The sequence below is a fragment of the Azospirillum mesophilum genome (assembly GCF_053470405.2).
Map to the genome: position 1 here is coordinate 247,522 of NZ_JBPXMQ020000005.1, position 14,455 is coordinate 261,976.

Consider the following 14,455-nt stretch of genomic DNA (forward strand, 5'->3'; position numbering starts at 1 on the left):
ATACCGTGGAGGGAGCAGTGCTCATAATAGGTAGGGATCAGCGGAAGCGCCAGGAAAAGCGCATCAACTCACCACTAGAATAGATGATGTGCTCCCCGTTTTAGGTGCCCTGCTCAGTCCTCCCGTGCTGCCGCCGGATAAGCGCCCGTCTGGACGAAGGGCAGGGACCACTCGTCCCCAATTCGGTCCATCGGTTCTGCGCCGGTCGGCTCGTCTCCCCGCCAGCCTTGCGGCCAAGTCTCCGCTGCGATCAGCTCACGGATCCTGGCCTCTTCCTCCGCGTCCAAGATATTGATGCACGGCAGTCCACGCGCGTCCGCAGCCGTATTGCAGGCTGCCTGGATCTCCAAAACGCGCGTAAGGGCCATCCTGCGCGCCTCCAAGGTCAGCGGTCCCAGACGTTGGCTTTCCTTTCCCGTCGCGATCATACCGTCCGCGGTAAGACCGGTTTTGCGCAGCCGGTGCCGCGCTTCCCGAAGCTCAGCATAAAGGGGCTTCAGTCTGGCTAGAGGAGCGAGGTAGGACCAGCGATTGGACCGCAGGATCGTCTCGAGTGCCCGTTCCCGACTGACCAGCGGGCACCCAACGCAACCAGTACGGGCATTGATCTCCTCAGCCTCCTCGCCGCCATAGGCGTCGGCAACAGTCGACGTTGTCCACCCCTCACCCGGTGCATAGAATTTCAGCCAATCCCAGATGTGGCACACGCGCCAATGCAGCAGCGGCGAAAGGGTCGAGAGACGTGCGCCCACCCCAGAGGCACCAGGCAAAGCCTCCTGATACCAGCCCTGCCCACACTCAGCGCCATCGCGGCCGCAGCTTAGCGCAATACGCGCATCGCGCGCCGCCGATTCGCCTAGCCGCACCCCTGTGATCGCCAGAATACGACCGTCTACATCGGCGAGCTCGCGTTCGAACGCTTCCTTCATAGGCGCGATCTTTAGCTTGTCAGTGCACCAGCGGAAGCGGTTGGTAGGAGGGGGAACACCCCGCCCTAGCATGTAGACTAGAAACCGCTTGTCGAGCGCCGCGCGCACCACCGTCACCGGCACACCACGCTCTTGCAATTGGGAGGTGAGGCGCCCGGCCGTGATGGCGAGCGGTGGAAGCTCCTGACGCGTGTCAGCATAGAAAACCCGCAGGCTCTTCGGGCGCGGCACGCGCCCCGACTCGAGCAGGTGCATCAACAAGGTCAGGGTGGCGGTTGAGTCCTTGCCCCCAGACCAAGCCACAGCCCAGTGGTCATGGCTCTCTCCGTAGGCGCTCAGCGACTGGGCCGAGAGCTCGATTGCCTCCTCAAGGGTGAGCCGGAGATCGTCGAACAGCGTCGCGTCGCGGGCCAAGCGGCACCTCTACTGACCAAGGGAACTAGCGTAGGGGAGCAACATATGGAAGCAGGGGCGTGTTGCGCAAACCAAATGTTGCGCCTAACGATCGACGCTGCCAACAACGGACATGGGATGCCCGTTCCGACGGTTGGGTCTGCAACTTCAAGGCGTGGTGCACCTTTATCGACACCGGAACACTTGGGTTAGGCAGTCGGCGCGCCCTCCACCATCGGGGTGGTGCATATGGCGAAAGGCCGTTTTATGCTGCCTTTGAGATGCCAGATATTGGGAATCATGGAGCCCCTTCACTCATGGCCGCGCCCATGAAGACCTTGGGAAAGACTGTCGGGCTGCGCCTATACCTGCACATCTCGGCGCTGGATTCTGCGGAGCCAGCGCTGACGACCCGCGTTTGGGAAGCGGCCGCACGAGCCCAGCTCACAGCAACTGACTTCAACGTCATTCGCGTCGAGGGTGACGGAACCGGCGCCATCGCCTTCCTCGACTATCCTGGCTTCTTCAAGGAAGCAGTCCCGCAGTTGGCCCGCAGCTGGAGGGTAGACCTAACCGCTGGCAAGATGGGTACTAGGGACTATCGAGGATCCGCCAATCCACCGATCCTGCACCGCAAGGAGCTGCTGCTGCGCCCGGATCACCCAGAGACATCAATGTTCCGGGCCCTCACGGACCAGTTCACTGCCCTAGGACTGTTCGAGGACCCAGTCCGCATCGGCTTTAAGGCCCAATGGGACGCCCTGCTGCGGGAGCGGGGTTACCGCGTCACCGGGCATGCCCTAGTGCCCATCGGAAATGTCGAGAATGTAGGCCCTGAAGACGGAAACGCGGGCGATGGCCCCGTTTTGCGGCATTTAACAGCGCTTTCTCGAACTTCTCTTTCGGCTCCCGTGTCTATGCTGTGCCGCCTTGGGCTTCTCACCGGGAACGCCGCGTCATTCTTCGATTATGGTAGCGGTCGGGGGGACGACGTGGCCGGTCTACGCGCCTTAGGTGTTCCCGCAGTCGGCTGGGACCCCCACTTCGACCCGGATGCGGCGATCGCGCCGGCGGACATCGTGAATCTCGGCTTCGTCATCAACGTCATCGAAGACCCGGTGGAGCGTCGAGAAACGCTGAGACGCGCCTTTACTTTGGCCCGGTATGCGCTGTGCGTCTCGGCTATGCTGGCTGCCGAGGACGCGCTGAAGGGACGTCCCTATGCCGATGGAATCCTGACCAGCCGGAAAACTTTTCAACGCTACTACACGCAAGCAGAGCTGAGGGGCTATGTTGAGGCATCGCTTGGGACCGGCGCGGTTGCACTGGGGCCTGGAGTATTTCTGGTTTTTAGGGACCCTACCGACGAGCAACGCTTTCAGCTGTCGCGTGTAAGGCACCGTGGGCGCCCACCCCTCCCGCGCCCACCAGAGCTGCTTCGGCCAGAGCGGACGGTCCGCCAACTACACATCACCGCTTCGCGAGCTGCCAAGCGTCCCGAGCTTCCGAAGCCACCGCGGGCACCAAAGCCAGCACCCTGGGCCGCCTGTGCGGAGGCGTTTCAGGACCTGATTCAACGGTGGGAAGAACTGGGCCGCCCTCCAGTGGCCGATGAGGTCACCAGCTTGGCGGCACTTGAAGAAACACTCGGATCATTTGCCCGCGCGCTCAGACTCGCCGCCACACAGATCGATGTGGACACGGTTGCTGCAGCCAATCACAATCGGTCTGCCGACATTCTGGTCTACTTGGCGCTCCAGCGGTTCAGCCGCCGTCAGTCCTACCGCCAGCTTGAAATTACGTTGCAACGCGACATAAAGTCATTCTTCGGCGATTATGCCAGAGCCATGGAATCGGCTGACCGTCTCCTGAAAGATGCGGGCAAGCCTGAATCGGTTTTGGAGTCGTGCCAGCAGGCAGCAGCGGCGGCGACAGGTTGTTTGCACGAAAACAGGTCATTCTATGTGGCCGCTAGCCGGATCAATGGGCTTCCGCCTCTGCTGCGTGTCTATGTGGGTTGCGGGTCTGTACTCTTTGGTGACGTGAGCATGGCTGACGTCGTGCGCATTCACGTCGCGTCTGGCAAGATCAGTTTCATGCGGTATGACGATTTCTCCATACCGCTGCCGCGCTTGGTCGAGCGAACCAAAGTCAACCTGCGAACGCAAGCCGTCCAGCTCTTCACGTACGCTCCTGACAGTGGCCGGGAGATGCAGCTCCTTTATGGTAAGGCCCGCCTTCTGGAACCAGGAACGCCTGCCTTCGAAGCCCAAGCAGCGTTCGATGCGGCGTTGTCGGCTCTGGTGGTCCCGGGGGACGATTTTCGCGGGCCAGTCGAGCTGGACCTCATGGAGCGTCTGCGCTTGGCCGGGAAGCAGATCATCGGAACTGAATTGCAGGACAGGGGCGAATTGCCGGCCCTCGACGATCCTTGCGGGCGGCACTTCCGCTACAAAGACCTTGTCCAGTGTGGAGAGACAGTTGGGCGCCTGGGACTGCCTAACCTCCCGCGTGCCCGGGATACTTACCGGTCTTTGAAGGCGCTTGCCGAGCAGGTCCTCGACCCCGTTGTCGACTGGTTCGGAACCATCGAACTCACCTATGGTTTCTGTTCGGCCGAGTTGGCCCGCCGAATCAATGGGCGTATTGCGCCCAAACTTGACCAGCACGCGGGGCATGAGCTGAACCGCTCTGGCCAACCAATATGTTCTCGTCTTGGGATGGCGGTAGACTTTCTGGTTCGGGACGAAGACATGCTCGAGGTAGCAAGGTGGATCGTAGTAAACACACCTTTTGATCGCCTTTACTATTACGGTCCAGATCGCCCACTTCACGTGAGCCACGGACCCAACAACAGCCGCCAAGCCTTCTCAATGTTAGAAAACGAGCAAGGGCGGCGCCTACCCAAGCGCCTTATTCTCAATAATCATCACCTCGGCTAGTGCGGAGGACCGCCGACGGAAAATGGTGTTGCCGCTTCAGCCAGCAAATGCGCTGTCAAGATCAGGGCTGGGGATTGAAATGTCCTCGAAAGCCACGCCGAAACGTTTTTCCATCATAACATCGAATATTCCATCACCGTCAAAAAGGACGATTGGAACAACTCCTGATCGCGTGGATTCGGCGATGGCTCCTTCGGTAAATCTTGCCGTTGTAAAAAATATTCCTTGCTCGTATCGCCCCTGGACGGCTCCTCTAAACTTGTCTATTTCAGGGCGGCCGACGCTATTTTTGGTCCATCTCTTGCACTGGAAAGCTACTTTCAAGGTTGCCAAGCCAACTTTTAACTTTCCATGACCATCTATCCCACCGTCCTTAGACACCTTGGTCACGATTACGTCATGAAATCCATACTTTCTTACCAAGCCTTGAGCAAAAATCTCGAACATGGGCGGCGGCAAATTTTTTAGATCTTCAAGTATCTGCTCCCTAACTTCTGCAATATGCAGGCCATAAAGTTCCCTGATGCTTTCTAACTTAGAAACGCTCGAGATTGGCGAAATTGCCATCGTCTCATCGCTCAGGGCTTCTTCAATCGCTTTGCCCTCACACCGAAGCGTATATCTTCCATCCGCCGTCTTCTCGAAGATTTTCTCCGGGAGAGCCGAGGGGAATTCCAGACCCAAGCACCTGCGCCGAATTTGTTGCCTGACCACAGAAACGGGCTGATCTGCCTTGAACTCATAAAGTTCTTGTGTGATGATGGCATCATACACGTCCTTCGGGCTCATAGCCTCGCGGGACGATTTCAAGACTGTTCTGATGGCATCAACGATTGTTATCGGCTTTTTCTTGTCGTTCACAGGATTTTTCCCTTCTCCATCCTGCCGAATTAATGGCGAATCGCAGAAAGCACTGTACCCGCTGTCTACGACAGGTTTGGAAACCTCATAGAAATTAGCAAAATATTGCAAGACTTTCTAGCGGTATGTCGAGGCGTATCTTGTATTCCTCCTGCTCTGCTCCAAGCGGATAAATATAAATGTTTCCAGTACATTGTTGAATTTATATGCATTCACCTGCACCTCAAAAGCAATTGCGAAATATTCCTCAATGATTTATCTGCTGAAAGGTAACTGATGCCCCTGTGCAGATGTAAGCGGAATTGTTGGGCTACAGTTTCATCATCAATGTCAAACCCGTCTTGATGGCAGCGCTGGCGCATCAATGCCAGATAGAGGTCAGCATAGCGACCGCCAAAGGTACGCCAACTCATCTCAACGTTGCTGTCGGCTGGGATCTTAGCCGCCGGTGGAATGCTCGGCTCCGCCAGTGAAACACAGAACGCCCAGCGACAAAGCACATTCCAGTGCTCAATTCCGGTGTGGCGCTTCAGGCGGATTAGCTGTTCTCTCGCCTGCCGTGATAGCCGGATATGTTCAACTGGCATGCTGGAGGCCCCCTCGCAAATACCCAGGTTGAATGTATGTGGACCGACTGGCCTCGTCATAGACCAGCTCGTAACGTCGCCCAATATATGGCTCTAGCGCCTTTTCATACGGCCCAACGATCTCCTCGTCGGTGGATAGCAGAACGACTTGATGGCTAGCGTAAGGGAAGTAGCGCCGTACCAGTAGGTTCCGATGCACCGAGTCGAGCCGTCCCATTGGCGTATCGATCACCGTCGGCAAAGGGCGACCGGAGGCGCGCGCCAGTCCCCACAACACGGCAACCGAGAGCAGCTGGCGTTCACCAGCCGACAGCCGTTCTGCCGGTACAACTAAGCCGTCGGGTCCAATGATGGTGAGGGCGAAAGATCCAGGGTCGATCCGAAGGTTGGCTACCAACGTGCCCTTTCGCAGGAGATGGCGGAAGCTGTCGAGCACCAGCGCCTCGATGCGTGCGACATGGCGCTGCACAACCACACTCTGTAGCTTGGCCAGCGTACCCCGCACTTTTCCTGAATGTGTCAGGATGCGCCCGATGTCGTTCCGCTCCAGCCGTTCCTCCTGGTAAGCTGAATAGGCCCGGTCGAGAGCCTCTTGCGCCCGCTCACACTCGCGTCGCAGTCGGTCCTCCTCCACCAGGGCTGCACTGAGCTCCTGCTGAAGCCGTGCGACGGCATCAGTCAGCGCTTTGCGCTCGGATAACACTTCGTGAAGCGCGTCCGCCTCAGGAACCGCGGCGAGCCGTGTCGCGGCCTCCCTAAGCCTTTCCCGGGCTTCAGCGTCCTCTTTAAGCATCGAGATCACTTGTTGTTTCGCCGCAGGTAGCTCCGCTGCCAATACCTGCCCCAGCACCTCCCGCTCGCTTGTCGTCATCCGCAGGTAGGGTACAATCCCTCCATCTGAGCGCTTTGCCCGATCAGCAGCTAGGACCGCTTGGAACTTGGTAACTGCCGGTCTGGGAAGTCCAAATTCGGCTACAAGGTCGATCACCCAACTGTCGCGGTCGGACAGTGCCTGGGCAAGCGCCTGCGCCTGTTCAGCATTCGTTTCCGCCCGGTCCTGCTGGTGGACGGCAATGAGCAGATTCTCGACCAGTAGCATGGGAGCGGCGCCCGCAGCCACGTCGCGCAGTTCCCGCTCAATGCGCTGGAGATGCTCACGAGCGGCTTGGTGGTTCGCCTCAATCGAGGCCTGCTGTAAGAAGAGCTCGCCTCCCTCTCTCTTAAAGCGTTCATTGGCTTTGATCAGCTGACGTTCGCGCTGGTCGAGCACCGTCCTTAGATGCGCGGTCTGCTGGAACGCTGTCTCAAGTTTTGCCCGTGTCGCCTCGAGATCAGCTTCAAGGCGCTTTAGCTGCTGTGCATCAGTGCTTTTGCGCCCCTCACTCGTCTTCTTGCGCTCAAGCAGCTTGAGATCGGCAGCCAGTCGTTCGATGAGGTCGAGCCCTAAAAGGTTTTGCACGCCGGTGGCGATGAGGGCAGCCGAGCGTTGGGGGTGGGCGTAGCCTTCCACCTGTTCACCATCGAACAGGAAGAGGTGCGCGATGCGCGCCGGCAAGAATTCCTCAACCTGTTCGGCCCAGTACTCGGTGGCTACCTGGTCGAAGCGGTCGTTGCGGATGACCTCCAGGCGCTCGCGACAGCTCTTACCCTTCAACGACCACGAGCGATGGATGCGGTAGCAGTCCTCTACACCTTCGCTCCTGTGCCGAAAGGTGACTTCTACCGCCGCCTCCTGAGGAGCGACACCGCGGCTTATGCACTGAGCTAGGAAGTCATCATAGGCTAGGTCGCGGCGAGTCGAGCAGGCTGCGAGCTGGCCATATAGGCAGAGCTGCAGTGCATCGAGTAGCGTCGTTTTTCCGGCACCATTCAACCCACCGAAAAGAATGATCGGCCGGCCTGGATCTGTCGAGAGATCAGCCGTCTGCCGCCCGCGATATAAGCCGAAGTTATGCAGCGTAAGCTGATCCAGTATCATCTGGCGAACTCCGCCTCCCCAGCCTCGCCGGGTTTTTCCGTAGATGGCGCGGTGCGGCTGCGCGCGCGCGTGACCGCATCCTCCTCGTTTTCATAAAAACCCTTGCGCAGCGCCCGCTCCAGTTCGTGGAAGATGTTTGGGCGCCGCGCCATTGTGCGGTGACGCCGCTCAATTGAGAGGAGTTCCCGCACCAATTCGAAATGCAGTGTGTCCTCGCCGCAGAGCTCCCGCAAGGCGGCGACCTCATCCGCGCCGAACATCATCGCGTCATCGATGCGACCACCCGGATAGGCGCAGCCCATAACCTCCTCGTAGAGACCGGGCAAGATGTCCTCGAACTCGTGCTTCTCCACCACCCAGATGCGGCGAATCTCTTGGAGTTCCGGTAGGGAAATGAGCGTGATGTCCTCCACATCGGGCGGCCCATGCCGGCGGATTTCCCGCTGTGCCTCCAGTACGCGCCGCAGCCACATCTCTCGCGATGCCTGCGTGTAAGGGCCACGCACGGGGCGGTCGTGGAAAAGCTGAACACGCCCGCTCATTCGCCGGAAATCGCGCAGCGGCCGGTCATCGGCGATATCCAGCGCGTTCCGGAGAGTGAGCAACGGCTGCATCCATTCATGCGCGGTGTCGTTCAGGATCATCGCCTGCATCGACTTGTCCTTGTCAACTAGGGTGCAGACCCAACAGCCGAAGCGGCTGTTGCCGCAGCTGGGCGTAGTAGTGTCGATGACGAGTGGACATTCACCGTCAGCAGAAGCCCCTTGGTAAAGCGTTAGCAACTCCTTGTTGTCATGGCCCCAGGGATTCTTCACCTGCATGAGGAACAGCCAGATATCGTCGTTGGTCCAGTCCTCCACCGGGCTGTAGACAAAGGAATTGGGCAGTGACTTGTTTGGGCTGAGGCGCCCACGCTGGCGCTTGTCCTCCAACTCTTCCATGACGCGCGCGCGCGCGGCACTTTCCGCCTTGCGCGTTCCCAGCACCACAATGGCCTCTCCGTTTTTGTCGACAATATCGCCGATGAAACGATTGGAGGGCTTAATCTTCAAACGTTCGGTACACCATCGGAATTTTGGCCGCGGCGCTGGATAGCCTTTGCCTATGAGGTTGACCCAGAACGTGTCCTGCGGCTCGGGTGTCAGTCGATGCACCTTGACCTTAGTGAGCCCCGCGTCTTGTGCAGCCTTGTCGAGGCGTTTCAACGAGCGCTCCACCCAGGCGGCAACGACGGGATTCTCGACAAGGGTGTCGGTGCTTATGACGTGCACGTCCTTGGTGCGCTGAGCGGGTGGCAGACGTGACAGCGCCATCCAAACGAGCTGGAGCGTTGCCGTAGAGTCCTTTCCTCCGCTGTAACCCACAACCCACGGTATTTGGTCGCTGCAGTAGAGCATCTGAATCTCTTCGACCAGCCCGTCAACCGTCCGGCGAAAGCCCTGGGCATCAAAGGCAGAGTAACGACGCAACGACGCAGCCTCAGGCATGATCGCCCCGCTGGAACGCGTCTTCGACCCGCTGCTCCTCGGGAGTCAGCGGAATGCTGAGGTGCTGCTTGATCGCGTTGGTGGTCAAGATCACGTTCTGCATCGATTTGGAGACCCTTCCCCCGAGTAGCGCCCGACCCTCCCAAAGTTTGCTGTTCGCCCGGTGCCAGTCGATCATTCCAAGTCCCTTGAGCTTGCTCTTCCAGGTGGTCCGGTGATGGTGGAGCAGGCTGTTGCCCACCCGACCCAAGGCCTGCAGGACCACGCCATGGGAATGGATAAAGTCCTCACGCACCTCTCCGGCCGTAATGTCACCGCGTCGCACGAGAGCCCATTCTTTCATGTATTTGGCAACCTCCTCCCAAAAGCTGGCCGCCAGCTCCGCCCGCTTGTTGACGTCCGTTTCCTCAACGTTGCTCAGCAGCGCCGCGGTCGCGGCATAAATAGCGCTCAACGTGAAAAGGCGCCTTGACCGTGCCGAGAGGGTAGTGCGCTCCATCTCGACCACATCACGGAAGACGGGAGACCGCACAACGACCATCTTGGCGAGCTTTGCCTTGTCATCCCGATGGTCGTATAGGACGCCCAAGGACTTGGATGGGCGAAGCGCGTGGCGGTTGAGGTCCGCGAACATCTGCTGGCAACGCTCGAGCCCAACGTCCAAAAAAAAGACCACTGCGATGGTCTCGTCCGCCAAGTCCGGATTTTCCTTGATCGCCATCTCGATGGCAGCGCGGCGGTGCTGACCGTCGTTGATGATGAAGCGAGCGGTCATGGGTATGCGCAGCACGCCGATTCGGTTCGCGTCTCCTGATGCGCCTATCGGCTCGAAAGTCACATCTGCATCCACCGACGCCGTGATCGCCGAGAAGACATAATCATCCCGGTTCGCCAGCATGTAGCGCGCCATCTCTGGCAGTCGCGCCTTATTTAAGTAGCGCTGTGCGCGAAGCTCAGGCACCAACTCGTCCTCATTGAAGAGGAACATTTTTGGCAGCAGCCGTAAGGGGCACATAGAAATATAGTATTCCCGCCTTGCTTGCACGCCGCGGATCGCCGGAAATGAGAACTCGAAACCACTCGACATGCCCGCCCCAACTTAGCACTGGCCTTATGCCAACCGAGTCTGCTACTCCATGAGGCTGTTTGTCAAATTGGAAACGTACCACGGTTTTCGGAATGCAAACATGCCCATTTACCTAGATTGCAATGCGACGGCTCCGCTGGAGCCAACGGTCCAGTCCCGTATCGTCCAGTTGCTTAGTGGGCCACCTGGGAACGCCGCCAGCCGGACACACAGCTTTGGCCAGCAGGCGAAGCGATTGGTTGAGGAGGCGCGACGACAAATCGCCGCCGTGGCGTATGCTCAGCCCGACGAGATGGTTTTCACCAGCGGTGCGACCGAAAGCAACAACATTGCGATCTTGGGCTTGGTCGAAGAAGGTGAACGGACCGGGCGGCGGCATGTCATCAGCACCGCGATTGAGCACAAGGCGGTGCTGGAGCCTCTCGAAGAGCTCGCCCGGCGCGGCTTCACGGTCACTCTTATCCGACCGGACCGGGGTGGACGGGTCGACGCCGACGCCGTCGCTGCCGCGCTAAGGCCAGACACGCTGCTGGTATCGATCATGCATGTCAACAACGAGACCGGGGTGCAGCAACCCTTGACCGAGGTGGCGCGCCATCTGCAGGGTCATGAGGCATATTTCCATGTCGATGCAGCACAGGGATTCGGTAAGGATTTAGAACCGTTGCGACTGCCTCGCATCGACCTCATCAGCATTACCGCTCACAAAATTTATGGGCCTTGCGGCATCGGCGCTCTGGTCACCCGGCGCCGTGGACTGCGCCGCCCGCCGCTTCAGGCACTTGTTCTCGGAGGCGGGCATGAAGGCGGGCTGCGCCCGGGCACGCTTCCCGTGGCCTTGATCGCCGGCTTTGGTATTGCGGCGGAGTTGGCCGCAAGGGACTGGCGCACCCGTCGGTCTCTTTGCTTGGCGCAAAGGCAAGAAGCATTGGCGGCACTCCAGCCGCTAGGCGTTCAGATCCACGGCGCCCCTGAGCACGTGCTTCCCCACGTGCTGAACCTGTCAGTGCCTGGGCTCGACTCCGAGGCGGCCATGTTGGTGCTCAAGGACCTAGTTGCAATCTCGAATGGGTCAGCTTGCACATCGCAGAGCTATTCCCCGAGCCATGTCCTAACTGCCATGGGATTGTCGAGTGAAGAGATCCAGGGCGCGCTCCGCTTTTCCTGGAGCCACATGACCCCGCCAGTTCCCTGGACGGAAATCGCAGATTGTCTACGGCGGGTACTGTAGACTCCACCTTGCTGCTGGAAGGGGTTATAGTCTCCAGTTTAACAATGTTACGGCTTGATGACAAGCTGCCACAATGATGACATCCAGGTACGTCTTCATTGATGTTGTTGACGGTGAGCAGCTTGCCCCACGCCGTGATTTCGATATGCGCTCGGAGAGACTTGTGGCTATGCTCCCGGTCATTTGGTGAAATTCCTCGCCGGTCGCCGGACTCTCACTGAGCAGCCTTTCCTTGAGGGGCGCCCGCCGCTGCGCCGAAGGCTCCTCGGTCGCGCACCCGCACGACCTGCAGTACTCCACACAGAAAGAAGCCCCCGGCCCATGGGGCGGGGCCGTTCACCGATGGACAGGCGCCCTCGCGTCACATCGGTTGCCGGTACACCGACCAACTCGGGGAGACGTAGTGGAGCACGATCGAGCGCTGGGTATCATCCAGTCGATGCCACGCGCTTTCGAAGTCGGGGAACCCCGGCGGCAACAGGTCCAGGCGATTGGAACCCAGCGCCACGCACAAATACTCGGACGTCGAAATCGCGCCCATCACGTCGTCCGGAGCGACGGCGCCGCTGCGGAGTCGCTCTATCAACCGGCATTCCTTCCTCGTCATGTCATTCATCCTTGGTGTCTCCCGCCGTCCTCACAGGCATCCCGGATACCGCCCCTGCGGCATCCGTGCCCACTCCTCAGCTTCGGCAATGCGCCGAAGCTGCTCGATCAGGTCCTCCAGCGACCAAGCCTCCGTGGAATCGTCCGGAACCCCGCGCCAGCCGAAGTAGTTGGCGATGTGGTGGCGCGCCTCGGCGCGGCAGTCCGCCAGCGCCCGCCGGGCCGCGTCAATCTGGTCGGGATTCGCTCGCAAATACGCCTCCAGTGCCCCCGGTCCCCTCACAAAGACGAGGGGCGCGAGCGGGCGCAGCGCGGCGGCGACGAACGCCTCCACCAGCATCCGGCGGCATCGGACGTCCAACGCCGGTCCGTTGGCCGATCCCTTCGACGGCGCGGTCATTCCTGGGGTTCCTCCAGCGCCGGCGCCGGAAGCGCCACCTCCGTCATCGGCCGCGTCGCCGCTCCATCGGCCCGCAGGCGATGGAGCTGGGCGACGGCGCCACGCGATGCGATGAGACGCGCGGCGTAGCGGGCCGGCAGCTGCGGCGCCCGCCAGCCGCCGGCGTGCATGATCAGCGGCGGGGCGAAGTTGCCGGCGGTCAGTTCCTGCGCCATGCCGACGCGCGGTGAGTGCGAGCTGACGCGCTCCGGATCGAGACCGGCGACGTGGGCGAGGCGCTTGAAGGCTCGCGACACGTGCTCCCGGGACAGGCGGTTCGGGGACACGCCGGAGCGCGTCAGGCTGCGCAGCAGCGGACCGCCGACGATGCCGGACGCGGCGATCCAGCGATCGACGCTCGCCACGGTCGCCGGCGAAATCCAACCGATGGTCTCGGGATCGGCGGCGACCACCTTGGCCCGGCGGAAGCGCACCAGGGCGCTTCCGTCGGGGAGGCGCTCGATGTCGTCGACGTCGATGCCGATGATTTCGGAGCGCCGCCCGAGGAGGTCGAGGGACAGGTCGAGCAGCGCCCCATCGCGCAGGTCGACGAGACCGCTGCCGAGCCGGGCGTGGATTCGGTCACGAAGTTCGAGCGTCAGCGGCGCCGCTTGGCGGCGCGGGCGACGGTGCTGGCGCGCCGCCCCCTTCAACGCGAGCGCGATGGAAGGATGGTCCGTGGGATCGGCGCAGTTGGCCAAGCGGTGCAGGCGGCCCAGTTCGGCGACGCGTCGGCCGAGCACCTCCGCGCTGAGCGTCGTCGCCCGGTGACGCACGTAGGCCAGGACCGTCTTCGGCGTGGCGGGAAGCACGCGCGATCCGCGGTGGGCGCAGAAGCGGGTGAAGTCGTTCAGCCCGATGAGGACGTTTCGCGCGGTTTCCGGAGCGAGCGCCTCCGCGACCATGCGCATGGCGCGTTCGAAGCGCTTCAGCGTGGCTGGGCGCGCCGCGGCATCGCCCAAAAGTCGCAAGACCCGACAGATTGCCTCAATCCTTTGATCCGCCGTCCGGGACATGCACCACCCTCCCGCCCATCGTCACTCCCCCATCGACCAGGGCATCCTAGCAGCGCTCTGTCTGGATTTTGGAAAGTTATTGTGCCTACCTCTCATAGATGAAGGAAGCATAGACCTGCTTCGTTCGATTTTTTGAACCCATTGTTCGTGGTCAAATTTTACGAGACGGAGCAGTGCGTGCGTGACTGCTCTGGAAATGTCTCTTCTCTGTGTTCGTGTTGTGGCGATTGTGAGGATGAGTTTTGGCAGAGGTCCGCCGTCTTCGCGACGGTGATTTGCCGTCGTCGTGACGGAGCTTTGCCGTCTTCGCAGCGTCATTTCCCCGTCCCCGGGACGACCGACGCACCGTCCCGACAACGGAGCGAAGACGGCGACAAGGCGCTGCGACCGGGGCGGGCGCGGCGGTCCCGGGATCGGCATCGGGGACGGAGAGTCTCCGTCCCGAGGACGGAGGAGGCGGTCGGGACGGCCCGTCGCGACGGGAGCGTATCGACCCCGGTGCGCCTGATCCGCCGGTTGCTGCCGAGCCCTTCGCGCCGCCGCCTGTCGCGAGGACGGGGCCGCCGTCAACACGACGGCCGGAGGCGCAGGGGCGGGCGCGGCGGTCCCGGGATCAGCATCGGGGACGGGGAGTCTCCGTCCCGAGGACGGAGGAGGCGGTCGGGGCGGCGGGAGCGTATCGGCCCCGGTGCGCCTGATCCGCCGGTCGCTGCCGAGCCCTTCGCGCCGTCGCCTGTCGCGAGGACGGGGACGCCGTCACCACGACGGTCGGCGGCGCAGGGGCGTCGGGACGGTGGTCGGGCCAGCGGCAAGCCGGAGGGGCTCGGCGATGCGGGTCCCGTCGTGGAAATCGGATCGGCGCGGCGGTGACAAAAATGGGGCGGCCGGGTCCGCCGAAG

Annotated in this window: 11 protein-coding genes; 2 read left to right on the top strand and 9 right to left on the bottom strand. The window is 61.0% G+C overall.

Annotated elements, in window-relative coordinates:
- Positions 1-113 precede the first annotated feature (113 nt).
- Positions 114-1,343 carry a phosphoadenosine phosphosulfate reductase domain-containing protein gene (locus ACSVC7_RS08265; RefSeq protein ID WP_448203534.1) on the bottom strand — a complete coding sequence of 410 codons (1,230 nt, stop codon included), beginning with the start codon at positions 1,341-1,343 and terminating at the stop codon, positions 114-116.
- Between the two features lie 296 nt (positions 1,344-1,639).
- Between ACSVC7_RS08265 and ACSVC7_RS08270 the strand changes: the two genes are divergently transcribed.
- Positions 1,640-4,264, top strand: a complete 2,625-nt coding sequence (locus ACSVC7_RS08270) for a DNA phosphorothioation-associated putative methyltransferase (protein ID WP_448203533.1) — start codon at positions 1,640-1,642, stop codon at positions 4,262-4,264.
- 36 nt (positions 4,265-4,300) lie between these two features.
- On the opposite strand, the gene ACSVC7_RS08275 is transcribed toward ACSVC7_RS08270, so the two are convergent.
- The 5 genes from ACSVC7_RS08275 to dndB form a co-directional block, all read right to left on the bottom strand.
- A complete protein-coding gene (locus tag ACSVC7_RS08275; RefSeq protein ID WP_448203532.1) occupies positions 4,301-5,125 on the bottom strand; it encodes a restriction endonuclease in 825 nt (274 codons plus the stop codon).
- A 212-nt stretch (positions 5,126-5,337) separates the two neighbouring features.
- Positions 5,338-5,712 (bottom strand): DNA sulfur modification protein DndE, encoded by a 375-nt coding sequence (gene dndE / locus ACSVC7_RS08280; protein ID WP_448203531.1) that lies wholly within the window; start codon positions 5,710-5,712, stop codon positions 5,338-5,340.
- Entirely contained in the window at positions 5,702-7,690 is a 1,989-nt protein-coding gene (gene dndD / locus ACSVC7_RS08285; RefSeq protein ID WP_448203530.1) for a DNA sulfur modification protein DndD, read from the bottom strand. The genes dndE and dndD overlap by 11 nt, the downstream gene beginning before the upstream one ends.
- Positions 7,687-9,177, bottom strand: coding sequence for a DNA phosphorothioation system sulfurtransferase DndC (dndC, locus tag ACSVC7_RS08290; protein ID WP_448203529.1), 1,491 nt, complete (start codon positions 9,175-9,177; stop codon positions 7,687-7,689). Before dndC ends, dndD begins: the two co-directional genes overlap by 4 nt.
- A complete protein-coding gene (gene dndB / locus ACSVC7_RS08295; protein ID WP_448203528.1) occupies positions 9,170-10,264 on the bottom strand; it encodes a DNA sulfur modification protein DndB in 1,095 nt (364 codons plus the stop codon). Before dndB ends, dndC begins: the two co-directional genes overlap by 8 nt.
- 49 nt (positions 10,265-10,313) lie before the next feature.
- Here dndB and ACSVC7_RS08300 point away from each other — a divergent pair, with 49 nt between their 5' ends.
- Positions 10,314-11,495, top strand: coding sequence for an aminotransferase class V-fold PLP-dependent enzyme (locus ACSVC7_RS08300; protein WP_448203527.1), 1,182 nt, complete (start codon positions 10,314-10,316; stop codon positions 11,493-11,495).
- Positions 11,496-11,856: 361 nt separating this feature from the next.
- On the opposite strand, the gene ACSVC7_RS08305 is transcribed toward ACSVC7_RS08300, so the two are convergent.
- From ACSVC7_RS08305 to ACSVC7_RS08315, 3 genes are read right to left on the bottom strand one after another with little or no spacing between them, the layout of a single operon-like run.
- A complete protein-coding gene (locus ACSVC7_RS08305; protein WP_448203526.1) occupies positions 11,857-12,111 on the bottom strand; it encodes a hypothetical protein in 255 nt (84 codons plus the stop codon).
- A gap of 21 nt (positions 12,112-12,132) precedes the next feature.
- Entirely contained in the window at positions 12,133-12,501 is a 369-nt protein-coding gene (locus tag ACSVC7_RS08310; protein ID WP_448203525.1) for a hypothetical protein, read from the bottom strand.
- Positions 12,498-13,511: a tyrosine-type recombinase/integrase gene (locus tag ACSVC7_RS08315; RefSeq protein WP_483508168.1), complete on the bottom strand. Its 1,014-nt coding sequence runs from the start codon at positions 13,509-13,511 to the stop codon at positions 12,498-12,500. The genes ACSVC7_RS08310 and ACSVC7_RS08315 overlap by 4 nt, the downstream gene beginning before the upstream one ends.
- Positions 13,512-14,455: the final 944 nt, after the last annotated feature.

Bases quoted from the DNA above. Each gene is read 5' to 3' on its own strand.
- ACSVC7_RS08305 (WP_448203526.1), bottom strand. From the start codon at position 12,111: ATGAATGACATGACGAGGAAGGAATGCCGGTTGATAGAGCGACTCCGC.
- dndD (WP_448203530.1), bottom strand. From the start codon at position 7,690: ATGATACTGGATCAGCTTACGCTGCATAACTTCGGCTTATATCGCGGG.
- ACSVC7_RS08310 (WP_448203525.1), bottom strand. From the start codon at position 12,501: ATGACCGCGCCGTCGAAGGGATCGGCCAACGGACCGGCGTTGGACGTC.
- ACSVC7_RS08270 (WP_448203533.1), top strand. From the start codon at position 1,640: ATGGCCGCGCCCATGAAGACCTTGGGAAAGACTGTCGGGCTGCGCCTA.
- ACSVC7_RS08300 (WP_448203527.1), top strand. From the start codon at position 10,314: ATGAGGCTGTTTGTCAAATTGGAAACGTACCACGGTTTTCGGAATGCA.
- dndC (WP_448203529.1), bottom strand. From the start codon at position 9,177: ATGCCTGAGGCTGCGTCGTTGCGTCGTTACTCTGCCTTTGATGCCCAG.
- dndE (WP_448203531.1), bottom strand. From the start codon at position 5,712: ATGCCAGTTGAACATATCCGGCTATCACGGCAGGCGAGAGAACAGCTA.
- dndB (WP_448203528.1), bottom strand. From the start codon at position 10,264: ATGTCGAGTGGTTTCGAGTTCTCATTTCCGGCGATCCGCGGCGTGCAA.